Annotated in this window: 20 protein-coding genes and 1 pseudogene; 5 read left to right on the top strand and 16 right to left on the bottom strand. The window is 50.6% G+C overall.

The genetic code is table 11. The features are described 5' to 3' along the window. Window positions 1-63: 63 nt before the first annotated feature. From acrA to C1A11_RS07110, 11 genes and pseudogenes are all read right to left on the bottom strand, one after another. Entirely contained in the window at window positions 64-1,170 is a 1,107-nt protein-coding gene (gene acrA / locus C1A11_RS07155) for an acryloyl-CoA reductase electron transfer subunit beta (protein WP_102049801.1), read from the bottom strand. Between the two features lie 18 nt (window positions 1,171-1,188). Then, a complete protein-coding gene (gene acrB / locus C1A11_RS07150) occupies window positions 1,189-1,992 on the bottom strand; it encodes an acryloyl-CoA reductase electron transfer subunit gamma (RefSeq protein WP_102049800.1) in 804 nt (267 codons plus the stop codon). Between the two features lie 18 nt (window positions 1,993-2,010). Beyond that, window positions 2,011-3,153 (bottom strand): acyl-CoA dehydrogenase, encoded by a 1,143-nt coding sequence (locus C1A11_RS07145; protein WP_102049799.1) that lies wholly within the window; start codon window positions 3,151-3,153, stop codon window positions 2,011-2,013. A 234-nt stretch (window positions 3,154-3,387) separates the two neighbouring features. Further along, a complete protein-coding gene (locus tag C1A11_RS07140; protein ID WP_102049798.1) occupies window positions 3,388-4,224 on the bottom strand; it encodes a 3-hydroxyacyl-CoA dehydrogenase family protein in 837 nt (278 codons plus the stop codon). Between the two features lie 277 nt (window positions 4,225-4,501). Further along, complete coding sequence (locus C1A11_RS07135) at window positions 4,502-5,278, bottom strand: enoyl-CoA hydratase-related protein (RefSeq protein ID WP_102049797.1); 777 nt, start codon at window positions 5,276-5,278, stop codon at window positions 4,502-4,504. 63 nt (window positions 5,279-5,341) lie between these two features. Then, the gene (locus tag C1A11_RS07130) at window positions 5,342-6,529 is read right to left on the bottom strand and encodes an acetyl-CoA C-acetyltransferase (RefSeq protein WP_102049796.1); all 1,188 of its coding nucleotides are present in this window, start codon (window positions 6,527-6,529) and stop codon (window positions 5,342-5,344) included. A gap of 457 nt (window positions 6,530-6,986) precedes the next feature. Then, window positions 6,987-8,003: an ABC-F family ATP-binding cassette domain-containing protein gene (locus C1A11_RS14095; RefSeq protein ID WP_446676996.1), complete on the bottom strand. Its 1,017-nt coding sequence runs from the start codon at window positions 8,001-8,003 to the stop codon at window positions 6,987-6,989. Between the two features lie 54 nt (window positions 8,004-8,057). Beyond that, window positions 8,058-8,597, bottom strand: a pseudogene (locus tag C1A11_RS14090) (ATP-binding cassette domain-containing protein); the annotation flags it as partial. Between the two features lie 120 nt (window positions 8,598-8,717). Then, window positions 8,718-9,374, bottom strand: a complete 657-nt coding sequence (locus C1A11_RS07120; protein WP_102049794.1) for a D-sedoheptulose-7-phosphate isomerase — start codon at window positions 9,372-9,374, stop codon at window positions 8,718-8,720. A gap of 260 nt (window positions 9,375-9,634) precedes the next feature. Then, window positions 9,635-9,979: a hypothetical protein gene (locus C1A11_RS07115; protein ID WP_102049793.1), complete on the bottom strand. Its 345-nt coding sequence runs from the start codon at window positions 9,977-9,979 to the stop codon at window positions 9,635-9,637. 238 nt (window positions 9,980-10,217) lie between these two features. Beyond that, window positions 10,218-10,547, bottom strand: a complete 330-nt coding sequence (locus C1A11_RS07110) for a hypothetical protein (protein ID WP_102049792.1) — start codon at window positions 10,545-10,547, stop codon at window positions 10,218-10,220. 132 nt (window positions 10,548-10,679) lie between these two features. On the opposite strand from C1A11_RS07110, the gene C1A11_RS07105 reads away from it, so the two are divergent. The 3 genes from C1A11_RS07105 (at window position 10,680) to C1A11_RS07095 (ending at window position 14,790) form a co-directional block, all read left to right on the top strand. After that, window positions 10,680-13,217: a MucBP domain-containing protein gene (locus C1A11_RS07105; RefSeq protein ID WP_180950278.1), complete on the top strand. Its 2,538-nt coding sequence runs from the start codon at window positions 10,680-10,682 to the stop codon at window positions 13,215-13,217. A gap of 107 nt (window positions 13,218-13,324) precedes the next feature. Further along, a complete protein-coding gene (locus tag C1A11_RS07100) occupies window positions 13,325-14,149 on the top strand; it encodes a class B sortase (RefSeq protein WP_102049790.1) in 825 nt (274 codons plus the stop codon). A 104-nt stretch (window positions 14,150-14,253) separates the two neighbouring features. Next, window positions 14,254-14,790 (top strand): flavin reductase family protein, encoded by a 537-nt coding sequence (locus tag C1A11_RS07095; protein WP_102049789.1) that lies wholly within the window; start codon window positions 14,254-14,256, stop codon window positions 14,788-14,790. Window positions 14,791-14,982: 192 nt separating this feature from the next. On the opposite strand, the gene C1A11_RS07090 is transcribed toward C1A11_RS07095, so the two are convergent. Both C1A11_RS07090 and C1A11_RS07085 read right to left on the bottom strand, forming a co-directional pair. Beyond that, window positions 14,983-15,750: a type III pantothenate kinase gene (locus C1A11_RS07090; RefSeq protein ID WP_102049788.1), complete on the bottom strand. Its 768-nt coding sequence runs from the start codon at window positions 15,748-15,750 to the stop codon at window positions 14,983-14,985. A 179-nt stretch (window positions 15,751-15,929) separates the two neighbouring features. Then, window positions 15,930-16,604, bottom strand: a complete 675-nt coding sequence (locus C1A11_RS07085; RefSeq protein ID WP_278335975.1) for an ECF transporter S component — start codon at window positions 16,602-16,604, stop codon at window positions 15,930-15,932. Between the two features lie 323 nt (window positions 16,605-16,927). On the opposite strand from C1A11_RS07085, the gene coaBC reads away from it, so the two are divergent. Continuing rightward, complete coding sequence (gene coaBC / locus C1A11_RS07075; protein WP_102049785.1) at window positions 16,928-18,127, top strand: bifunctional phosphopantothenoylcysteine decarboxylase/phosphopantothenate--cysteine ligase CoaBC; 1,200 nt, start codon at window positions 16,928-16,930, stop codon at window positions 18,125-18,127. Window positions 18,128-18,291: 164 nt separating this feature from the next. Here coaBC and C1A11_RS07070 read toward each other — a convergent pair whose 3' ends face one another. The 3 genes from C1A11_RS07070 to C1A11_RS07060 are packed head-to-tail and all read right to left on the bottom strand — an operon-like array spanning window position 18,292 to window position 20,741. Beyond that, complete coding sequence (locus C1A11_RS07070; protein WP_102049784.1) at window positions 18,292-18,651, bottom strand: arsenate reductase family protein; 360 nt, start codon at window positions 18,649-18,651, stop codon at window positions 18,292-18,294. A 1-nt stretch (window position 18,652) separates the two neighbouring features. Then, window positions 18,653-19,006, bottom strand: coding sequence for an Hpt domain-containing protein (locus C1A11_RS07065; protein WP_102049783.1), 354 nt, complete (start codon window positions 19,004-19,006; stop codon window positions 18,653-18,655). Between the two features lie 10 nt (window positions 19,007-19,016). Then, window positions 19,017-20,741, bottom strand: coding sequence for a GGDEF domain-containing protein (locus C1A11_RS07060; protein ID WP_102049782.1), 1,725 nt, complete (start codon window positions 20,739-20,741; stop codon window positions 19,017-19,019). A 219-nt stretch (window positions 20,742-20,960) separates the two neighbouring features. Between C1A11_RS07060 and C1A11_RS07055 the strand changes: the two genes are divergently transcribed. Then, entirely contained in the window at window positions 20,961-22,508 is a 1,548-nt protein-coding gene (locus C1A11_RS07055; protein WP_102049781.1) for a sensor domain-containing diguanylate cyclase, read from the top strand. Window positions 22,509-22,575: the final 67 nt, after the last annotated feature.

Below are 22,575 nucleotides of genomic sequence, written 5' to 3'. Positions count from 1 at the left end.
TAATGAAACACAACAAAACAAAAACCCCGAAGCCATAAGGCCTCGGGGTTTTATAATCAAAGATTATTTGCCAGCTTTTGCAGCTTTGAACTCTTCGATCAGCATCGGAACAACCTTGAACAGGTCGCCCTCGATAGCATAGTCAGCGCACTCGAAGATGGGTGCGTTGCAAGCTTTGTTGACTGCGATGATGCACTCGGAATCCTGCATACCAGCTTTGTGCTGGATAGCGCCGGAGATGCCCAGAGCAACATAGATGCGCGGGTGAACGGTTTTGCCGGTCTGGCCAACCTGGTGGTCAGCAGACAGCCAGCCTGCGTCAACGGTAGCACGAGAGCCACCGACAACGCCACCGAGAACGTCAGCCAGCTCGTGAGCCAGAGCAATGCCCTTCTCAACGTCTTTGCTGATACCACGGCCAACAGAAACGACAACTTCAGCACCGGTCAGGTCGACCAGCTCTTTGGTTGCTTTTACGATCTCAAGCACTTTGGTCTTGCAGTCGTCTTCGGTCAGGGTGAAAGCAGGTTTCACAATCTGGCAAGCATCAGCTTTAGCCTGGTCAAACTCTGCTTTTTTCATAACGCCCGGGCGAACGGTGGACATGCAGGGACGGAAGCGCGGGCAGATGATGGTAGCCATCAGATGGCCGCCGAATGCCGGACGGGTCATCTTCAGGTTGCGATCTTCCATATCGAACTTCTGGGTGGAGAGGTCCAAAGTGGAGCTCTCTTTGAGGAAGTTGATGTATTTGTTGACGTCAACATCGAGGTGGGTGCAGTCTGCGGTCAGACCGGTGTGCAGGCGAGCTGCGCAACGGGGACCGAGGTCGCGACCGATGTTGGAAGCGCCGATCAGGAAGATTTCCGGTTTCTGCTCCATGATGACATCACAGATAACTTTGGTGTAAGCATCGGTGGTGTAATCTTTCAGCAGCGGGGATTCGCAAACGAGAACTTTGTCTGCGCCGTAGCCGCCAAGCTCTTTTGCAAGGCCTTCGACGTTGTCGCCGAGCAGCAGGCCGCAAAGCTCAACACCGAGCTCATCAGCCAGTTTGCGGCCTTCAGAGATCAGTTCGAAGTCAGTGGGCATGAGCACGCCAGCGCGCTGCTCGCAAAATACCCATACGCCTTTGAAATCGGCGAGGTTAGTGTTGTTAAAAGTAGCCATTCTTTCTTCCTCCTTCTCTTAGATAATGTGTTTGCCAGCCAGAATGCCAGCAAGTTTTGCGCAGGTCGCTTTGTCAGCGCCCTCCATCATCATGCCAACGCCCTTCTGGGGAGGAGTGAAGGATTTGAAGATGTTGGTCGGAGAGCCTTTCAGGCCGATGGTGTCGATCTGAATCAGGGGATCGTCCTTAAGAGTCTCGTAGTTGAAGACTTCCATCGGTTTTGCGTAGCACTCCATAATACCGGAAACGCTCATGTAACGAGCCTCGTTCATCTCTTTGAGGCAGGTCAGCACGCAGGGGGTAGCGGTTTCGATCATCATGTAGCCGTCCTCGAGCTCGCGGCGGCAGACAACTTTGCCAGCCTCCACTTTCTCAACGCCAGCAACATAGGTGATCTGGGGCAGGTGCAGCTTCTCAGCGATCTGCGGGCCAACCTGAGCGGTATCGCCGTCGATTGCCTGGCGGCCGCAGAATACAACGTCATCGCTCTCAAGACCGATTTTGTTGATAGCAGCAGCAAGAATCTGGGAAGTTGCATAGGTGTCGGAACCGCCGAATTCACGAGCGGAAACGAGCACAGCACGGTCAGCGCCCATAGCAAGCAGCTCGCGGAGCATGCCTTCTGCCGGGGGCGGGCCCATGGTAACGACAACGACTTCGCAGCCGGTGTTGTCTTTCAGTTGAAGAGCAGCCTCAAGAGCGCTCTTGTCATCGGGGTTGATAATTGCAGCCATAGATGCACGGTTCAGAGTACCATCAGGATTGACAGCGACTTTGCCGGAGGTATCCGGGACCTGCTTTACACAAACGATAGCTTTCATAAATCTCAGTCCTCCTTCTTATTTTACGCCCAGCGCAGAAGCAATAACCATACGCTGAACCTCGCTGGTGCCCTCGTAGATCTCAGTGATCTTAGCATCGCGCATCATGCGCTCTACCGGGTACTCACGGGTGTAGCCGTAGCCACCAAACAGCTGAACTGCACGACGGGTTACGTCGCTTGCTGCCTCAGCAGCAAACAGTTTTGCCATAGCAGCATCCATGCTGTAAGGTACGTGTGCTTCTTTTTTCATTGCGGCAGAGTAAACGAGGAACTGAGCAGCCTGCATTCTGGTGTGCATATCAGCCAGCTGGAACTGAGTGTTCTGGAACTGGGAGATACGACGGCCAAACTGAACGCGCTCTTTGGTGTAAGCAATAGCTTCGTCAACAGCGCCCTCGCCGAGGCCGAGTGCCTGGGAAGCAATGCCGATACGGCCGCCGTCCAAGGTCTGCATAGCAATCTTGAAGCCTTTGCCTACCTGGCCGAGCAGGTTCTCTTTCGGAACGATGCAGTCTTCCATGATCAGCTCGCAGGTAGAAGAACCTTTGATGCCCATCTTTTTCTCGTGTTTACCAACAGAGAAGCCGGGGAAATCACGCTCTACGATGAAAGCAGAGATGCCGTGGTTGCCAGCGCAAGAGTCGGTCATTGCAAAAACAACGAAGACCTGTGCGTAGCCAGCATTGGTGATGAAGATTTTGGAGCCGTTCAGCACGTAGTGGTCGCCTTCGAGAACAGCAGTGGTCTGCTGGCCCGAAGCGTCGGTGCCTGCATTGGGCTCAGTAAGGCCGAATGCGCCGATCCATTCGCCGCTGCAAAGCTTCGGCAAATATTTCATCTTCTGCTCTTCGGTGCCGTGCTCATAAATGGGTGCGCAGCACAGAGAAGTGTGAGCGGATACGATAACGCCGGTGGTGCCGCAAACTTTAGACAGCTCCTCAACGCACATCGCATAAGTAAGCACGTCAGCGCCTGCGCCGCCGTACTTCTTCGGGAAGTAAATACCCAACATGCCGAGTTTCGCCATCTTTTCGACGGTTTCTTCGGGGAAGCGTTCGGTCTCATCGACTTCTTCCGCGAGAGGTTTTACTTCATTTTCGGCAAACTCTCTAAACAGAGCGCGTGCCATTTGCTGTTCTTTGCTCAATACAAAGTCCATCTGTTTTCCCTCCAGTTTTTAAAGGTTGCTTTATGAAAAAAGCGCAGGTGCAGAAAGGTGCAGCTAACTGCAACGAGCTTTTGTCAACGGAATAAAAAGTGCAAATATCGGTTGTCCGCATCGAGGCAACGGTACGGCCGCCAAAATCGGCAGCTGCAGCCCAAATGCGGAAAAGCCACTGCCCCTTACGGAGCAGCGGTTTTTTCACTGATATCGCAATTTCAAAGTAGGCTTTTATTTAGAATAATCGTAGAAGCCTTTACCGGTCTTGCGGCCAAGTTTGCCAGCGCGGACCATTTTGCGGAGCAGCGGAGCGGGACGATATTTGGTGTCGCCCATTTCGCTGTACAAGACTTCCATGATAGCCAGCACAACGTCAAGACCAATAAGGTCGCCGAGTGCCAGGGGGCCCATCGGGTGGTTAGCACCAAGCTGCATAGCAGCGTCGATGCCTTCAACCGAAGCAACGCCCTCAGAGTAGATGAAGATTGCTTCGTTGATCATCGGGATGAGGATACGGTTAACGACAAAGCCGGCAGCTTCGTTGACCTGAACCGGGGTTTTGCCCATTTCCTCAGAGATTTTGATGACCTGCTGAACGGTCTCGTCGGGGGTGTTCTCGCCTGCGATAACCTCAACCAGCTTCATTGCGGGAGCCGGATTGAAGAAGTGCATGCCGACAACGGGGCGGCCAAGGCCAGCGCCGATTTCGGTGACAGAGAGAGAAGAAGTGTTGGTTGCAAGGATGCAGCCCGGTTTGCAGATCTCGTCGAGGCTCTTGAACAGCTCTTTTTTGAGGTCCATGCGCTCGATTGCAGCTTCGACAACGAGGTCGCAATCAGCGGTGATCTCTTTGAGGCCGGTCACGATGCGGCCAGTGATAGCGTCAGCGTCTGCCTGTGCCATTTTGCCTTTTGCAACGCGAGAAGCGAGTGCTTTTTCGATTTTGGCTTTGCCGCCAGCTGCGAACTCTTCTTTGATGTCGCAAAGGCAAACATCATAGCCAGCCTGTGCAAAAGCCTGTGCAATACCGGAACCCATGGTGCCTGCACCAATAATACCAACTTTCATTGTAAATACCTCCATTACGTCTCACCATTACAAAGTGAACACCTTCTGGGTATCGACTTTATAATTATAATATAAATTCAAATATCATGTTGCACAAACTTACAAGCCCTGTTTTGTGCGTTTGTCTAAAAAATAACAATGTAGGGTGGAAAAGTGCCTGTTCAAAAACAAATCGTTTTATAAAAAATGTGGTAGATTAAGCAAATTTTTACATTTTGCTTAATAAAGCAGCCCAGCTCAGCGTAGGTAACTCCCCGCTGAGCCGGACGATGCTTATTTATTTGTTTTCGAATGCTCCGTGTTTGCGGTGTTCCAGGAACGCCGCCATGCCCTCGATCTGATCTGCAGTCTCAAAGCAGTCGCCAAAATAGCGTGCTTCGATGGTCAGTGCCGAGTCGATATCGACCTGTTTGCCTTCGTTAACCGCACGTTTGGTGTTCTGTACCGCAATCGGTGCATTGTTTGCAATGGTCTGTGCCAGTTTCTCAGCAGCAGCCATCAGCTCCTCTGCGGGGTAAACATCATTGACGAGCAGCAGGCGGTATGCCTCTTTTGCGTCGATGATGCTGCCGGTAAAGAGCATTTCTTTTGCTTTACCGGTACCAATAATGCGGGCCAGACGCTGGGTGCCGCCGAAGCCCGGGGTGATACCCAGACCTACTTCGGGCTGGCCAAAGCGGGCGTTCTCGCTTGCAATACGAATATCGCAGGCCAGAGCCAGCTCACAGCCGCCACCAAGCGCAAAACCGTTTACCGCCGCAATGACGGGAATCGGCATACGGGCAAGTTTGCGGAAGACAGCACTGCCTTCAGCGCCAAAGCGTTCACCGCCTTTTTTGGTCAGGTGCGCCATCTCTGCAATATCAGCACCTGCAACAAAACTTTTATGTCCTGCGCCGGTGACGATGAGGCAGCGGATGTTTTCGAGGTCAATCGCTTCGATTGCCTCGCCAATTTCGCAAATAACCTGGCTGTTGAGCGCATTCAGCGCTTCCGGTCGGTCAATCGTCATAATGGCGTAATGACCTTTTTCTTCATATCTGACAAAGCTCATGAGACGAGCTCCTTTCCTACAGTGCTATTGGTTGTGTGGCAAAAAGCGAAGAAAAACCGCTTCTTATTTCACGTTCTCGACAATGGTGCTAACGCCCATACCGCCGCCAACGCAAAGGGTTGCCAGGCCGTATTTGCCATCACGTTTCTGCAGCTCGTGCAGCAGGGTGACGAGGATACGGCAGCCGGAAGCGCCTACCGGGTGGCCAATAGCGATTGCGCCGCCGTTGACGTTGACTTTGGAGTCATCCCAGTTGAGCAGTTTGCCAACAGCCAGAGCCTGTGCAGCGAAAGCTTCGTTTGCCTCGATGAGGTCCATCTGCTTGATGTTCAGGCCGGTTTTGTCGAATGCTTTTTTGGTGGAGGTAGCGGGGCCAACACCCATGATGCGGGGATCTACGCCGCCGGAAGCGCCGCCGACCCATTTTGCCATCGGTTTTACGCCCAGTTCTTTTGCTTTCTCAGCGCTCATAACAATAACGCAAGCAGCGCCGTCGTTGATGCCAGAAGCGTTTGCAGCGGTAACAGTGCCGTCCTCTTTGCGGAAAGCGGGTTTCAGCTTGCCGAGGCTCTCAGCGGTAACGCCGTCACGGGGGCCTTCGTCAGCGGTAACCATGACAATGTCTTTTTTAACTTTAACGGGAACAGGAACGATCTCTGCGTCAAAACGGCCGGCTTTGCGTGCAGCTTCGCATTTCTGCTGGCTCCATGCAGCAAATTTGTCCTGCTCTTCACGGCTGATTTCGTACTCTTCTGCAACGTTCTCAGCGGTGATGCCCATGTGGTAGTCGTTGAATGCATCCCACAGTGCGTCGTTTACCATGGTATCGATCATGGTAGCATTGTTCATGCGGTAGCCGTAACGGGCTTTGGTCATAGCATACGGAGCCAGGGACATGTTCTCCATGCCGCCAGCAACGATAACATCAGCTTCGCCTGCTTCGATCATTGCAGCAGCCATGTTGACGGATTTGAGGCCGGAGCCGCAAACGTTGCCCAGGGTCAGTGCCGGTGCAGCATAAGGAATGCCTGCTTTAACAGCAGCCTGACGAGCCGGGTTCTGGCCCAAAGCAGCGGTGATAACATTGCCGAAGATAACCTCATCGATATCCTCCGGGCTAATGCCGGCACGTTTGATGGCCTCTTTCATAACGATAGCACCAAGCTCAACAGCGGGAACATTCGACAAGACACCGCCCATTTTACCAACAGCGGTACGGCATGCGCCAACCAGAACGATTTCCTTAGACATAAGTAGATCCTCCAATCAAAATTTACAACATTTGCCCGCGCGTGCGGGTAATCTTCTTAAGGTACGACTTTACTATATCACAATCAAAACTTGGTTTCAATAGGATATTGTTAAAAAATTATCAATCTATTTTCACTTCGGCAAAATGTTCAATTTTGCAGCTTTTTAACAAAGTTTATTGGCGGGTTTTGAGCGCAATTTTGCCCTTTTTTCGTCGTCGATTCTATGATATCACATTTCTCACAAAAAATATGGATTTTTTGTAAATAATTTCGTATCATGGACGACTTTCCGTATTACGGAATAGTCACTTCCTACAAGCCCTCATTTTTTGTTGCTGTATTTTTGGAATAATATACAAATTATATGCCTTCTCTTTAAAAAAACATGCCGTGCTCTAATCAGCACGGCATGTTCGTTTGTTTTTGAAAGCATCTGCTCAAAATCAGCCTGTTTTTTATGCCTTTAAGGTCTGTTTGTACTCCAAAAACTCATCAAAGCTGCCAGTGCGGTCAATGCAACCGCCACCCTCTGCTTCGGGACGCAGCTCGATGATGCGGGTCGCCACCGTGTCAATAAACTGGTGGTCATGGCTGGAGAAGAAAACGTCGCCAGAGAAATCGGCAAGGCCGTTGTTCACAGCGGTGATGGATTCAAGGTCGAGATGGTTGGTGGGCTGATCCAGCAGCAGTACGTTGGCGCTGCCAAGCATCATGCGGGAGAGCATGCAGCGCACTTTCTCGCCGCCCGAAAGCACCTGTACCTGTTTGTACACATCATCGCCCGAGAAGAGCATGCGGCCCAAAAAGCCGCGCAGATAGGTTTCGGTGGTATCGGTGGAGTACTGACGCAGCCACTCGACAAGGTTCATCTCGCAGCCGTCGAAGAAGGCGGAGTTGTCTTTGGGGAAATAGCTGCGGGTCGTGGATACGCCCCATTTGAAGCTACCCTCGTCCGGTTCCATCTCTTCATTCAAAATCTGAAACAGTGCAGTCTGCCCTGCTTCGTTATCGCCCACAAACGCAATCTTCTCGTTTTTGGTAACGCTGAAGGTCACGTTGTCTAGCACTTTCACACCGTCCACGGTTTTGGAAAGATTCTCGACAAACAGGATATCTTTGCCCAGCTCGCGCTCGGCGTTAAAACCGACAAACGGATATTTACGGCTGGATGCCGGCATATCCTCCAGCTCCATCGAGTCGAGAATTTTTTTACGGCTGGTTGCCTGCTTGGATTTGGATTTATTTGCAGAGAAGCGCTGAATAAAGTTTTGCAGCTCTTTCATCTTCTCTTCTTTTTTCTTGTTCTGGTTGCGGATGAGCTGCTGCATCAATTTGGACGACTCGTACCAGAAGTCATAGTTGCCCATATACATCTTAACTTGGTTGTAATCGATATCGACGGTATGGGTGCAGACCGCATTGAGGAAGTGACGGTCATGGCTGACAACCAGCACCGTGTACGGGTAATCCATGAGGAAGTCTTCAAGCCAGTTGATGGATTCAATATCGAGATAGTTGGTGGGCTCGTCAAGCAGTACGATGTTCGGCTGTCCAAACAGGGCCTGTGCCAGCAATACCTTCACCTTGCCGCGGCCGTCCAGCGCGCTCATCAGGCTGTAATGCTCATCGGTAGGCACGCCGAGGCCGCAAAGCAGCTGGGCCGCTTCGGTTTCAGCTTCCCATCCGCCCAGCTCAGCAAACTCTGCTTCCAGCACGCCTGCACGCTCGCCGTCTTCTTCAGAAAAATCTTCTTTTGCATACAGGGCATCTTTTTCCTGCCGTACTTCGTAAAGGCGGTGGTTGCCCATGATTACGGTATCCATGACGGTGTATTCATCATATTTAAAGTGGTCCTGCTCCAGCACGCTCATGCGCGTGCCGGCAGAAAGGCTAACGTTGCCGGTGGTCGGCTCCAGCTGGCCGGAAAGGATGCGAAGAAGGGTCGATTTACCTGCGCCGTTTGCACCAATGATGCCATAGCAGTTTCCATCGGTAAATTTAAGATCTACGTGTTTGAACAGGTCGGTACCGTCAAACTGCAGACTTACATCACTTACTGTTAACAATATTGTTCCTCCGTTTATATCTATCGTATTCTTTTGATTACTTTATAAAAAAACTGTGTACCGACCTAAAAAGACAGTACACAGTTTTTGATTGTAGCAGAAAAAGCATGCAGTTGCAAGCTATTCGGCATCTTTTGCAAAAAATTCCGCTTCCAATGCAAGGCAAAGTGCGTGGTACAGCGGCAGATGACATTCCTGAATACGGTAGGTCTCGGTTTCGGGCGCTTTTACGGTGACATCCGCAATGGCCGAAAGAGCACTTTCCTTTGCTCCGGTCAATGCAATCACCTGCATGCCTTTTGCTTTTGCGGTTTCTGCAGCATAGACACAGTTTTCGCTATTGCCGCTGGTAGAGATAGCAAGCAGCGCATCACCTGCATTGCCGAGGCCAAAAACCTGCTGCGCAAAGGTCAGTTGGGGAATTGCATCATTCGCAAACGCGGTAGAGAGCGAAATTTCCCCTGCAAGGCTGACAGCGGGCAGTGCCCGATGCAAGTTTTCGGCGAGCATTGCACCGTTTTTCGCAGAGGCCGCCAGCAGTGCAGACTTTTCGTCTGCGGTTACCGGGCGAGGCAGGCAAAAGTTTTTCATCAGCTCGCCGACAATATGCGCTGCGTCTGCCGCAGAGCCGCCATTGCCGCAGCAAAGCAGCTTGCCGCCGCGGCGATAAACTTCAGCCAACAGCTCGGTTGCCTGTGCCAGCGCTTCACTGCAAACCTGCAATTCGGGGCGACGCTGCACCAACTGGTCCAGTTCTTTTTTTGCGATCTCTCTCATTTGAATAAGGTCCTTTCGCGTGGCCGCAGGGGGGCGGCAATTTTAACTTCTCCGCACCTTGCTTTGGACATCCTTGGCAGGGCGGCTGATTTCTATTGTTTTTAGCATACCTTTTTTATAAAAAAAAATCAATCATCAGCGGGCTGAGGTCGATATAATTGTGCAGCAAATCGGTCCGCACGTTTTTGCCAGACAACCAAAATAAAAGCAGCCACCGGCGGAGGTGGCTGCTTTTTTAAGGGAGTGAAGCTTTGGCTGGATTACTCTTCTGCTTCCGGCTCTTTTTCTTCGCAACCGCAGGGAGCCATGTCTTTCTCGTCGCCCTCACGGCGGCCACATTGCACATAGGTTGCGCCGGTTTTCACGGTAGCGCCGAACTCTACCGGGATGTCGATTTTCAATACCTGGCTCACAGTGAACTCACAGCTGCCGTCTACCTTGCCTTCGCAATGGCAGCAGCGGTTAATTTCCATATCGCCGAGGCATCTTACAACAACGCGCCCGGTGCGGGCATAAGGTTTCACAGAGATAGGAACGCAAACTTTTGCAGTTTGGGTTGCGACTCTTGCACAGTTGGCTTCTTTGGTCTCTACTTCGTTGCACATAATACGTACCTCCAAATTTGGTTTCTGCCCCAGTATATGTACGATGACAGCTTTCGCCACTGGTTTTTCTTTTTCGTTTTGCAAAGCGCGTTTGTCTCTGTTTCTTCCTACCTTGTTCTTGCATTTTAAGACAATCGCTCATTTTTTCTTGCTTTGCTCATAAAAAAGAGAGCACCGGCATAAAACGCGGTGCCTTCTTTCGATTTGCGTTTTGTTTGGTTTTGGACAAACCGCGCAGCTATTTTTCCTCTGCGGGGGCAGGAGAATCATTTTGCAGCAAAATATTTTCTCTGCAGCCGCACGTTACATAGGTGCTACCGGTTTCTGCCTCGGCACCAAAGCCAATTGGAATTTCTATTTCCAGCATCTGTGTCACGGTAAACTCGCAGCTACCGTCTTTTACGCCCCTGCAGGGTACACCCATCTCTCCCACGGCTGGCTCGCGGCACTCTATTTTGGGCATACCTGCCCTGGCATAGGGATTAATGCAAACCGGCATGCACACCTTTACCCTCTGGGTAATTGTATCCGCATCCGGGCCTGGCACCAGTTCAAACGTTTCTTCCATCTCAGCTACCTCCTCAAAACAATTGTTCGTTCTCCAGTATATGCATCAGCACCCAGCTGCGATATTTTGCAAAATCGGTTTTCAAATATGCTGCATAGACTGGGGAAAGTAATTGAATTTCGAGGTGATTTCATGCCCTTTCGTCAAAAATCGCACCGGGCATTCCTTTCGTTTCTGGTCTGCGCATCACTTTTGCTGCAATGCGGAGCTGCTGCGTTCGCCGCTGAGGAGAGCCTGCCCGCTGCCTCTCAAGAGGCTTCTTCGCCCGCTTCGGTGGAAACCACAGTGCCGACGCAAACTGTACCCGAAAATTCCGCGATACCGCCTGCATCAGATTCGGTCGCAGATACCTCTTTTGCTCCGGTGCCATCATCCTCTGGGCAAACGCTAACTCCTACAGATGATTCTTCTGATGCAACTGCCCCTCCCGAATCGGCTGACAACTCTTCACCAATTTTCTCACCCCAGCCTATCGCAGTGCCTGCTTCCTCTGAAGCGCCAAGCAGCGAGGAAAGTCTACCAGCTGCAACGCCAACTGCAATACCGGATAGCACTCGTGCGGCAGTTTCAGCTCCATCCGCCACCGTTGCCGCACACAGAGATGACGACGATGACGATGACGATGATGATGACCGCCTGGTCGGCCATGTGTACGTATCCTACCGCGAGTGGAACACTGGCGATATTCTTGCCTCATCCACCACTCTGAGCGGTTATATTGGCACTCGTTATTCCACCTCGCCTAAATTAATTAACGGCTTTGAGCTTTACACCACTGTCGGCAGCACATCTGGCCGTTTTTTGCCCTTCGACCAATACGTTACTTATTATTATGTTGCAAAGGCACCTGTCCAAGGCACCGTAACCGCTAAGTATCTTGAAAAGTCTACCTCCATTCCTCTTTCTTCTCCCATGATTTATACCGGACCGGTAGGGTCATGGTACTCTACCAGTGCACAAACCATTTCTGGCTATGACCTTATAGAAATTCAAGGGAATCCGACCGGATACATTTCGGCTACTCCGCAAACTGTAATTTACTATTATGAAAAGACTCCACCGGCACAGGGCACTGTCACTGTACGTTATTGGGAAGAGGGCACTAACGCTGCGCTGGCACCTTCTGATACGCTCACGGGCACGATTGGCAGTGCTTATGTTACGTCCCCCAAATCGATACCGGGCTATCTGCTCAGCAGCGCCCCTGACAACGCTCAGGGCACCTACCAAACCTCTCCGCAAACGGTCACGTATTACTACCGGGCACTGCCGCCAGTGCAAGGCACCGTTAACGTACAATATTTAGAGCAAGGCACAACCACCCAGGTTGCCCCAACCGAAACGCTAACTGGGGCTGTGGGTTCAAACTACACTGCTACTGCCAAATCAGTAGCGGGCTACACCCTCAGCGGAGATTCTGGCAACACCTCCGGTCAGTACACGGCCGAGCCGCAGACTGTGATTTTTTACTACACTCAAAACCCACCTGTGCAGGGCACCTTATACGTTAAGTACCTTGAGCAAGGCACCGGCAACGAGATTGCTGCGAGCGATCTTTTAACCGGCACCGTCGGCGAGCCGTACACCACTACGCCAAAAACAGTTGCCGGCTATACCCTTAGCGGCAACTCTGGCAATACCTCCGGCACTTATACCGAAGAGGCCCAGACGGTAAGCTATTACTATACCAAGAATCTTCCTGTGCAAGGCTCTGTCACCGTGCGGTATCTGGAGCAAACGACCGGCACCGCACTTTCCCCGGAACTTACCCTAACCGGAGCTGTGGGCACCACCTACACCGCAGAGGAAAAAATCATCCCCGGCTATACGTTGATTTCCATCGACGGCTCTGTGGAGGGCATTTTTGCTGAAACACCGCAAACCGTTACTTTTTATTATAAAGAGGCCCCTGCAAATCTTGGCACCGTTACGGTAAAACATCTGGATAAAGACACCTCGGTGGAGCTTGCCGCCGCGGACACCCTGCAAGGCACTATAGGTGACCCGTATGCTACCGCGCCCAAAGCGCTGGAAGGCTACACCCTGTTCGCCATTTCCGGCAGCCCGGAGGGCCAATATCAAGAAGCATCGCAAACCGTCACCTATTACTATCAAAAAACGCCGCCTGCCACCAGCAGCATTATTGTACAGTATCTTGATCAGGCCACCGGGAAAGAGCTGGCCCCCGCCATCCGGATTTACGGCACTGTTGGCAGCGCCTACACCACCTCAGCACCCGAAATTGCTGGCTATACTGCTACCGGCAATAGTGGAAATACTTCGGGCACCTACACCCAGTCAGTACAGACAGTGAACTACTATTACACCAAGTTACCTGCCGCGCGCGGTTCTGTTGTAGTACTCTTCCTTGACCAGAAAACCAAAGCACCGCTCGCATCGCAAGAGGTGCTTTCCGGCGAGGTAGGCACATCTTATATCACCTCTGCAAAAATGATCAAAGGCTACCGCATGGTGCTGAACTCGAACAACGCTTCCGGCACATTTACAAACAGTGAGCAGACCGTAGTGTACCTTTATGAAAAAGTCGCTTCGGTGCCAGACACCGGCGATTTTGCCGCACCGCTGTGGGGCATGCTTGCAGTTTCGGCTATCGGGCTGCTTTACTGCACCCACCGCCTAACAAATCCGAACCCCCGCAAAAAGCGTTAATTCCTTCATCCCGCTCTGACTGAGAAAGCACAAACTGCCCGGCTGGCTGCATCTGGCCGGGCAGTTTGGCTTTGCGGGCATCTAGTTTAGTGAGGTGAGCCGTGCACATGGCATTTTCTCATCATTGTTTAAAGCGCAAAGGCCGGCTGCGCCTTTTTCTTTTGCTCGGCGTCTTTGCTGCCGTATTTTGCTTTTGTCTGGTCAGCCTGTTGCAGCGCGAATTAACCCTGCGCAAAGAAGCTGCCGATTTTAAAGTGCTCGCAGGCAAGATACATCCCGCGAGCTCAGCTCCCGGCACCTTTTCCCAAAACGGCGAAAGTCTGCCTGTTGTCTCGCCAGACGAAAGCAACACATCGGAACCCACGTCGTTTGCTCAGCTTGCAGCCCAAAACTCCGATTATTATGGCTGGCTTTCCATCGAAGGAACCAGCATTGATTACCCGGTCATGTATACGCCAAACGACCCGGAACATTATCTGCGACGGGATTTTCGCGGGCATTCTTCGCTCAGTGGTACCCCCTTTTCCGATGGCACCGTGCCGCCGGGGGGCACAAATACGGTAATTTACGGGCATAATATGCAAAACGGTACTATGTTTGCACCGCTGCTTTCTTATCGGTCGCAAAGCTTTTATGAAGAACATCCCACCATCACTTTGCAGACACAGCAAGGCCTCTTCCGCTACCGTATTATCGCCGCGTTTGCAACTGAAATTTTGCCGCCAGGAAGCGATGCCTTTTGCTACTATGAATATACCGACCTGCAAACCGAAATGCAGTTTGCAGATTATGTGGCTGGCTGCCGTGCGCTCACCGGATACCCCATCTCTGAGACTGCGGTATTTGGTGACCAGCTGCTGACCCTTTCTACCTGTAGCTATCACACCGTAAACGGGCGGTTTGTAGTAGTAGCAAAACGCTGCGAAAACTAGCTAACTGCGGGTTTTGCCGTGCAGCAGATAAACCCGCACAATATTGTTATGGGCTGTGGTGTATTATAAAATCGCCACATAGGTTATATCAGGAGGTTGTTGTAATGAAAAGAGAAATTGAGGTTTTTGATTATACCAAAGAGATTTTAGATGCACTGAAAAAAGGTGTGCTGCTCACCACCAAAGCAGACGGCAAAGCGAATGCCATGGCCATCTCATGGGGTACCCTTGGCATTGATTGGGGCAAACCGACCTTTACGGTTTTTGTGCGTGAAAACCGTTTCACCAAGCAGCAGCTGGATAAAAATCCGGAATTTACAATTAATATGCCCTGCGGCGATTATGATAAAAACATCATTGCCGTCTGTGGTACAAAGTCGGGCCATAGCGCCGACAAATTTGCAGAGCTTGGTCTCACGGAAGAACCTCCCCTGCGAATTTCAGTCCCCGGCATCAAAGAGTTACCGCTGACGCTGGAATGCCGCGTGGTATATGCACAAAAGCAGGACGCTGCTGCCATCACCGAGGCAAACCGTGCTGCCTTTTATCCACAAAATGTCGATAGTTCCTTCCACGGCGCAAACTGTGACTATCATACGGCTTATTATGGAGAAATTGTAGCCGCCTACTTTATAGAGTAAAAAGCTTGCGCGAATAGCAAAAGGCAGAAGCCATTGGGCCTCTGCCTTTTATTATCGTATGGGGACTGCCCTGCTTGGTAAGGGGGCAGCCCTTTTGTTGCATTTACCGGCAATCATTTTGGCCGACATCTGCCTGCCAGGTCGTCCAAAGCACTTGGCGGTGTCATGCAATTCAAAAACTTTTATCCTTTTTCATTTTGTGACACAGCGTTGATAGATAAGGTACAGCCCTTCCAGAAGCAGGTGTTCCCGATGTGCCACTTCTCGCTGGCACCAAGGCAGCACCCAGCGGGCAGCACCTCCTGTTACAACGGTCCTTACCGGGCAACCAAGTTCCTGCTCTACCCGTTTTGAAAATCCATCCACCAGTGCTGCTGCGCCAATCACAGCGCCGCTGCGCAGACATTCTTCGGTATTGTTTCCAACCACCGAAGCCGGCTTAGAAAGCTGAATTTCGGGCAATTGCGCTGTGCGTGTATGTAACGCACAAAGCCCCATCTGCACCCCTGCTGCAATCGCGCCCCCGCAAAACCGCCCCTGCTCATCTAAGACAGAAAGGGTCGTAGCGGTGCCAAGGTCAAAGAGTGCAATCGGCGGCTGATAAAAATGCAGCGCAGCAACAGCATCGACCATTCGATCGCGCCCAAGACTTGCCGTGTCATATCCTTTTATCTCAAGTCCCAAATCAAGGTCCGGGGTCACCACAAGAGGTCTTGTGCCGGTCACTGCCTGTAATGCCGGTACAAGGCAGCACTCTGCCTGAGGAACAACTGAAGAGACCACCACCCCTTCTATCTCCGCCGCGCAGCCATTTTGTTGCAACAGTGTGCGCAGCTCTGCTTCATAGCCCGTCTGCCCTTTTTCAGCATCCGTCGTCAGCCGCTGGGCAAAGCGCAGCTCATCGCCGGCAAACCCGCCGACTGTTACACTTGTATTTCCAATATCTATTGCAAGAACCATTTTTCTTCTCCGCTTGCGGCGTTGGGGGGAACCTACAGCGTCTTCAGCGTCTTCAGCTGCCCAGCCTTAAACCGCAATCTTTTGTCCGCGCTTTCACATCTGCTGCAATCTCAGCGCGACAATCTAAATTCATCTTCGTCAAGTGCCGCTACATTCACTATGCGCGGGGCGGTACTTGCTTAGTTTTTATCATTATTAAGGTGGGGCATCGCTTTCAGCAGCGGCAGGCAGACCAGCGGTACCAATACCGCGGCCACAAGCAGTTCCGGCACACCGTTTGCTGCAACCACACCAAGAATCACGTTGAATACTTCGCCGAGCGCAATGCCTTTTATGTCGGCATAAGGCTGGCGGAACACGAGATAAATCATCCCCATAACCAAAATAGTATTGGTCAGTGCGCCAACAATACCCGCAGCGGCAAGTCCGCCCGTTTGCATGGTTTTATTCTGTTTGGAAAACAGGGTTCCCCAAAGGCGATAAATCAACCAGGGGGTAACGCCAACTAAAATGCGAGGTACAAGGCAGATGACCAAAGCCCAAAGGCTGCCCTTGTCCTGCCCGGGAACCGGCATAAACGGAGAAAACGCAAAAGAAAGCGCGCTGGGTGCAATGGTGTTTTTGATGAGGCTGGCAACGCCAAACACTCCGCCTAAAAATGCACCCTTGCGCGGTCCAAGCAAAACCGCACCAATAACAACCGGCACATGTAGTATGGTTGCTTTGATGAACGGCAGATCAATCAGCCCCAGTGGCGTGAAAGCCAGCACCAAAATCACCGAAGTGAACATGGCTAAAATGGCAAGCCCCTGTACGCTTTGCCTGTTTGCAGATGAACGTCTTGAATTTTTCAATTTTCTTACCTCCGGCTGCTGTTCTTTTTCTCTGCAAGGGCGCAGGTTTGCTTTGCGAAGCGGTATTTGCAGGCAGGTTGCCGCGGCGTTGCAATATCGGCAGCCCTTTTTTATAAAAAGATACAGCGCTCAAAATAATTGGCTTATGCTCTGCTTTTTGCGTCTGCTGCCCTCCCCTTTTAGCAGGTGCAACGACACCGGCAGAACTTTTGCCCGCCTTATTATACTGGAACTGCCGGATAAATACAATGGAAAACTGTTTACACCCCCTCTGCTCTTTGTTATACTAAGGGGCAAACAGATGAAACGAGGCTGATATCGATATGCTGAAAGGAAAAACTGTGCTGCTGGGCGTTACCGGCGGCATTGCTTGTTATAAAGCTGCAGAGCTTACTTCTGCCCTGGTCAAGCAGCACTGTAATGTACAGGTTGTGATGACGGCGCACGCCACCGAGTTTATTGCTCCACTTACCTTTGAGTCGCTGACAGGTAACCGAACGATTATAGATACCTTTGACCGCAACCACCCCCATGAGGTAGAACATATCGCACTGGCAGATCAGGCTGACCTGGTGCTGATTGCGCCTGCTACGGCAAATGTGCTGGCAAAACTTGCACACGGCATCGCCGACGATATGCTGACCACCACCGTGCTGGCCTGCAACTGTCCTAAAATTGCCGCACCTGCAATGAACACCAAAATGTATGAAAACCCGGTGACGCAGGACAACCTTACCACCCTCCGCCGGTACGGCTGGGAAATTTTAGAACCTGCCAGTGGGCGGCTTGCCTGCGGTGCAATCGGCAAAGGTAAATTGCCAGACCCGGCAGACATACTGGAAGCGGCATTACACGCGCTGTCTCACGAAAAAGATATGGAGGGCCTGCACGTGCTCGTCAGCGCCGGCCCGACACGAGAAGCACTCGACCCTGTGCGTTTCCTCACCAATCATTCCACCGGCAAAATGGGGTATGCACTGGCACGCGCCGCAGCGGCGCGCGGGGCACAGGTAACACTGGTTTCGGGCCCGACCGAGCTGAAAGCACCTGGCTACCTGCAAACGGTAAACGTAAACTCGGCAGAAGAGATGTTTCAGGCTGTTTCGCAAAAAAGCCGCATGGCCGATATTGTGGTAATGGCAGCCGCGGTCGCGGATTACACCCCTTGCACCGTGGCCGAGCACAAAATCAAAAAAGGTGCCGAGGACGATTTAAGCTTGCCGCTTGCACGCACCACCGATATTCTTGCGTGGCTTGGTAATCACCGTATGCCGGGGCAGTTCCTCTGCGGTTTTTCGATGGAAACGCAGGACATGATTGCAAACTCCCGCAAAAAGCTTGAGAAAAAGCACATTGATATGATTGCAGCAAATAACCTGCGCGACGAGGGTGCCGGCTTTGGTGTTGCCACTAACCTGCTTACTCTTATTACTGCCGAAGGCGAGCGCGCCTTGCCGCTGATGAGCAAAGAAGAGGCCGCCAACGAGCTGTTGAGCGAAATTTTAAAGCGCCACAAGCTTTGATAAAACTATTTTGTCCCATCTTTGATTGAATTTCCGCTTTTTCTTTTCACACAAAAAGCCCGCTGAGAGGATTTCTCCTCCCGGCGGGCTTTCTTTTTATATTATTTTTTATGTTATTGGTTGCAACGCCAAAATGCATGGGTCACCTACAGCCGCACAAAAGCTTATTTCTTTTTCTGCAGCGCAGCGCTCCATTCCGGCTCACGAAAGCCGACCAACACGGTATCTTCTGTAACCAAAATAGGGCGGCGCACCAGCATGCCATCTGTCGCCAGCAGTGCAAGCTGCTCTTCTTCTGACATTTGCGGCAGCTTTTCTTTGAGGCCCTGCGCCTTATATAGCAGGCCACTGGTATTGAAAAAGCGCTTTAACGGCAAACCACTTTTGGTTTGCCAGCTGCTAATTTCCTCTGCGGTTGGATTTTGCAATTTGATATTGCGTATTTCATAAGCTTTGTCCATTTCGTCCAGAAATGCCTGCGCCTTTTTGCAAGTGGAGCAGGCAGGATAACATACAAAAAGCATTTTATAATCTCTCCTTTAAAAAATTTTGCAGCTGTGTACGAGCTGCTCGTATTGCGGTCCAATATGGTTCCAGACCATCGGTTTGTTTGTGTCGCAGCTGCTCTACCAGCGCACTAATGCAAGTTCGCAGCGGGGTAAGTTCCAGGTTTGCAGCAACGCCCTTTAGGGCATGTGCAGCCTCAAAAGCGGCTCGATAATTCTGTTCATGCAAAGCCTTAGCGCAAAGCTCAAAATTCTCGTCCTCCGCAAAAAGCTCCAAGCAGGAGCAATACAGCTCCTTATCGCCCAGCACCCTATCGATTGCGGCGGGAATATCGCAGCCCCAGGCTTGCAGCTCGTCCAGCAATTTTTCCATTTTTCCATCCTTATCCTTGCTTTGGTGATGCAACGTGATTTGCAGCCAAAGGTTTTTCTTTCGGTGTAGGTGTGGCCGTACGTCCGATTTTTTGCTTTACTTTATTGGCATACATACGCCGGTCTACTTCTTGAGAAAGGCTTTCAAAATTTTCGTAAATCGAATTATCATACCAGCCAAAACCTAGCGCTACCTGAAACTCGTAAGGCATCTGGGCGTCTTTTTCTCGCACGGTGCGCTCAAAGCACTGTATCGCCTGTTCTATTTCCTGCTCGCCTAGGCCATCTAAAAAGGCAGCAAATTCATCGCCGCCAATGCGGTAGCAACTGCCGTGTTTCGCAAAGCATTCTTCTATGCATATAAATGCTGTGCGCAGCGCTTCATCTCCGGCAGCATGGCCGTAACAATCATTAATGTATTTGAGGTTATTCAAATCAAACAGCATCAGCCAGCTGAGTTTCTGGCTGGTGGCGTTGAAATATTTCGGGATATCTTCGTAGTAAGCCGTGCGGTTTTTGCCGCCGGTTAAAAGGTCGCGATACGCAAGGCCACGCAGATAACGCGTTTCCTGATTCTTTTGCATCAAACTTTTTATTTTGCTGTAATAATACCAGCTCAGTACCGCAATATAGCACAGCAGGCCAATCTGCAGGCCAATTGTGGTGACCGAAAAATCCCGGCGATAGAACAGTACCAGCTCTGCCAGACTGCTGATAAACAGCACCGACTGCGCGAGCAGCAGATATGTCGCTCGTTTGTTGTGGCGTGTCACTGCCTCTCGCACCAAAATTGCAGTAATTGAAATAATGGCAACAATCATTAGTAGGTGAAGTGCTGGGATTGTGGTGTAAAAGTCAGCAATGCCTGCGAAATGCAGCACACTACATATTATAAAATTGCCTACAAATGCCCAAAATAAAGTACGGAGCAACCATTTGTTTTTTGTTTCGCCAAAGTCTTCTACGTAAAGAACAAGCGGCATGGGCAGCAGCAGGAGGCTTATAAACGGCAACAAGGTGGTAAAGGTACCATTACCGGTGAAAAACTGCAGCATTTTCGATTCACCGAGCAGCCAGCCGGAAGTTGCCATTGCAAAAAGAGAGAGATAGATTGCCTCTTGCCTTGGAAAAGATTTTTTGTCCATGATAAACTGAAGCGGAAGCAGCAGAACGCCCAAAAGAAAAATCAATATGCCTATGATTAAGCCGCTGCCGTAGCGGCGCACAATATTTAACAATATGGTCGACTCGTCGCCTATCACTACCTCATTTAACGTGCCCGCTCTTCCCGCATGTTTGCTGACCAGCGAAATCTCCAGCGTCTTACCTGCAGTGGATAGTGGCAGTTGTACGAGGTTCCAGCGGCTATCAATCAGCCCGCCACTGCCCGCAGTGCCGGAATCATAAAGCAATTCGCCATCCACTTTCACGTGGACCTGAGAAAGCGAGCTGCGCAGGCAGATGCTTGTTCCGGACGAAAATTCCAAGGGCAGTGTCGTACTGAAAGTCATCTCCTCATATGGCATGGAAGGCAACGCAACGGGTAGTGTTACACGATGTTCCTCCACCCCTTTTCTGTAATACCAAGTGGTAAGCGAAGTGACCTCTTTGGTACCGAATTTATCCATTTTTTCAGATGTCATCAATGGCACTAAAAAAAGCAACATCACACTCAGCACTACAATGAAACCAAGCGCAAAATTTCTAAGATTCCTCTGCCAATATGGTTCTTGCATAGGCAGCCCCCTTTAGGCAATTATTTTCCATTTTACATACTTTTTTATCATAACAGCTTTTTGGGCAGCTCACAAGAGACACAAAAAAACTTGAACAAAAAAATATCAAGTTTTTTTGAAAGTTAAAAATTGGAAAAAATTGTAAACAAATAAGCTTTATGCTAGAATAAATTTTATATTGTCAAAAATCCTATTCAAAAAAAGAGAGGAGCTCGTGCAATGTATACTGTTTTGTCACGAGGCCTTGCTCTCTGCTTTTTTCTGTTTTTAGTATCCGGCTTTGCACTTTCGCTTTCTGCTGCCAGCAATTACCCCGGCGCAGTATCTCCTACCACCAATGTTGCACAAGGAAGCAAACTATTCTACCTGGGCTTCCTTTTGGTCATAATTTTGCTTATTTTTTTAGTGGTTTGGCTAATAATCCGTCTGCGCCGTGCAAACAGCCTGGCATCTCAAAAAAACAGTGATATTTTAAAGGCTTTGGCTGACCACCTGAACGGCGGCATGCTTGCGCTGGTTCCAGACGAGTATGCTTCGCTTGCTTATGCCAACGATGGGTTTTGGGCGCTACTCGGACGGCCTGTGCCGGATACCATCGAGACTTTACCGAATTTGTTTGATTTTGTTACAAAGGAAGACCGTGCAGACTTTCTCCGTATGCTCTGCGCCGTGCAAAGTCTCGGTCAATCTATCGCTACCGAGCTTAACCTCGTGCGAACCGACGGCTCTTTGCTACCGGTGCTGCTGCGCGGTACCCTATCTGCCTGCGAAAGCAAACCGCTGCTTTTCTGTGCTGTTATTGATATCAGCGAACAAAAAAAATTGCGGCAACGCCTGGAAGCAGAGCACAAGCGTTATGAAATTCTTATAGAACAATCAGACGCTATTATTTTTGATGCCAGCCTCGAAACAGGAACTGTGGTTTCCTCCAGTCAGTTCGAAAAAGTTTTCGGCCGCTCTGCACAGCCACTGCAAGTCCTTAAAAATCCTATCTTGGCAGAACAGATTCACCCGCAGGACCGGGAACAGATTCTCAAGCTGCGAGAGGAAGAAACCGGCCAGCACTCACCGGTATCTACACGGGTGCGACTCATAAAAGCGGACGGTGAATATTTATGGTGCGACCTCACCCTCTATGGCCTGTATGATAACGGCAAATTAACCCGACTTATGGGGAGAATACAGGTAGTGGACGAACTGGTGAAAGAGCACTTGCGTTTAGAAATGCTGGCTCAAATCGACCATATGACCGGTGTTTACCACAAAGAAGCCTTTCAGTTTTTAGCGCGCAATTCACTTGCAGAGCATCCGGGCGAGGAATTTGTTTTATTCTTTATTGACTTAGATAATTTCAAGCAGCTCAATGATCGGCTGGGCCATCTGCAAGGCGATGAAGCACTGCAGCATGCAGCACAAAAAATTGGCAATATTTTTCGTGAAGACGATTTAGTCGGCCGTTTCGGCGGTGATGAATTCTATGTTTTTGCGCATCATATGCCTTTGCGCGCTGTGCGGCAAAAAGCAGCTGCTCTTTGCCGACAGTTGCAGCAAAATTTTGCATCGGCTGATGGAGAAGAGCTGACCATTACCGCAAGCGTGGGAATTGCACGCAGCCCCAGTGACGGGCTTACTTTTCGAGAGCTGCTGGAAAAAGCCGACCACGCACTTTATTCCGCAAAGTCGCTTGGCAAATCGAAATTTCGCATTTATCGCGAAAGTCTCCCTGTAAAAGGCCTTTCGCTTGAATCCAAAGCAAAAAACATCTAAGCTGTCCTCACACTTTTTACGCTGTAAAACAAAATGCTTCCGACCCTAAAAAATGGGACGGAAGCAT

Origin of the sequence: Pygmaiobacter massiliensis, from assembly GCF_900199435.1 — a bacterium.
In the GTDB taxonomy this organism is placed as follows: domain Bacteria; phylum Bacillota; class Clostridia; order Oscillospirales; family Ruminococcaceae; genus Pygmaiobacter; species Pygmaiobacter massiliensis.
Note: the sequence above shows the minus strand (reverse complement) of the source record. Positions and strands in the feature narration are given on the sequence as shown.

What these genes read in the sequence shown, in the direction of transcription:
- C1A11_RS07095 (WP_102049789.1), top strand. Translation starts at nt 14,254, where the DNA reads ATGAAAAGAGAAATTGAGGTTTTTGATTATACCAAAGAGATTTTAGAT.
- C1A11_RS07100 (WP_102049790.1), top strand. Translation starts at nt 13,325, where the DNA reads ATGGCATTTTCTCATCATTGTTTAAAGCGCAAAGGCCGGCTGCGCCTT.
- C1A11_RS07060 (WP_102049782.1), bottom strand. Translation starts at nt 20,741, where the DNA reads ATGCAAGAACCATATTGGCAGAGGAATCTTAGAAATTTTGCGCTTGGT.
- acrA (WP_102049801.1), bottom strand. Translation starts at nt 1,170, where the DNA reads ATGGCTACTTTTAACAACACTAACCTCGCCGATTTCAAAGGCGTATGG.
- C1A11_RS07140 (WP_102049798.1), bottom strand. Translation starts at nt 4,224, where the DNA reads ATGAAAGTTGGTATTATTGGTGCAGGCACCATGGGTTCCGGTATTGCA.
- C1A11_RS07105 (WP_180950278.1), top strand. Translation starts at nt 10,680, where the DNA reads ATGCCCTTTCGTCAAAAATCGCACCGGGCATTCCTTTCGTTTCTGGTC.
- C1A11_RS07145 (WP_102049799.1), bottom strand. Translation starts at nt 3,153, where the DNA reads ATGGACTTTGTATTGAGCAAAGAACAGCAAATGGCACGCGCTCTGTTT.
- C1A11_RS07065 (WP_102049783.1), bottom strand. Translation starts at nt 19,006, where the DNA reads ATGGAAAAATTGCTGGACGAGCTGCAAGCCTGGGGCTGCGATATTCCC.
- C1A11_RS14095 (WP_446676996.1), bottom strand. Translation starts at nt 8,003, where the DNA reads ATGGATTACCCGTACACGGTGCTGGTTGTCAGCCATGACCGTCACTTC.
- C1A11_RS07070 (WP_102049784.1), bottom strand. Translation starts at nt 18,651, where the DNA reads ATGCTTTTTGTATGTTATCCTGCCTGCTCCACTTGCAAAAAGGCGCAG.
- C1A11_RS07120 (WP_102049794.1), bottom strand. Translation starts at nt 9,374, where the DNA reads ATGAGAGAGATCGCAAAAAAAGAACTGGACCAGTTGGTGCAGCGTCGC.
- acrB (WP_102049800.1), bottom strand. Translation starts at nt 1,992, where the DNA reads ATGAAAGCTATCGTTTGTGTAAAGCAGGTCCCGGATACCTCCGGCAAA.
- C1A11_RS07110 (WP_102049792.1), bottom strand. Translation starts at nt 10,547, where the DNA reads ATGGAAGAAACGTTTGAACTGGTGCCAGGCCCGGATGCGGATACAATT.
- C1A11_RS07090 (WP_102049788.1), bottom strand. Translation starts at nt 15,750, where the DNA reads ATGGTTCTTGCAATAGATATTGGAAATACAAGTGTAACAGTCGGCGGG.
- C1A11_RS07130 (WP_102049796.1), bottom strand. Translation starts at nt 6,529, where the DNA reads ATGTCTAAGGAAATCGTTCTGGTTGGCGCATGCCGTACCGCTGTTGGT.
- C1A11_RS07135 (WP_102049797.1), bottom strand. Translation starts at nt 5,278, where the DNA reads ATGAGCTTTGTCAGATATGAAGAAAAAGGTCATTACGCCATTATGACG.
- coaBC (WP_102049785.1), top strand. Translation starts at nt 16,928, where the DNA reads ATGCTGAAAGGAAAAACTGTGCTGCTGGGCGTTACCGGCGGCATTGCT.
- C1A11_RS07055 (WP_102049781.1), top strand. Translation starts at nt 20,961, where the DNA reads ATGTATACTGTTTTGTCACGAGGCCTTGCTCTCTGCTTTTTTCTGTTT.
- C1A11_RS07115 (WP_102049793.1), bottom strand. Translation starts at nt 9,979, where the DNA reads ATGTGCAACGAAGTAGAGACCAAAGAAGCCAACTGTGCAAGAGTCGCA.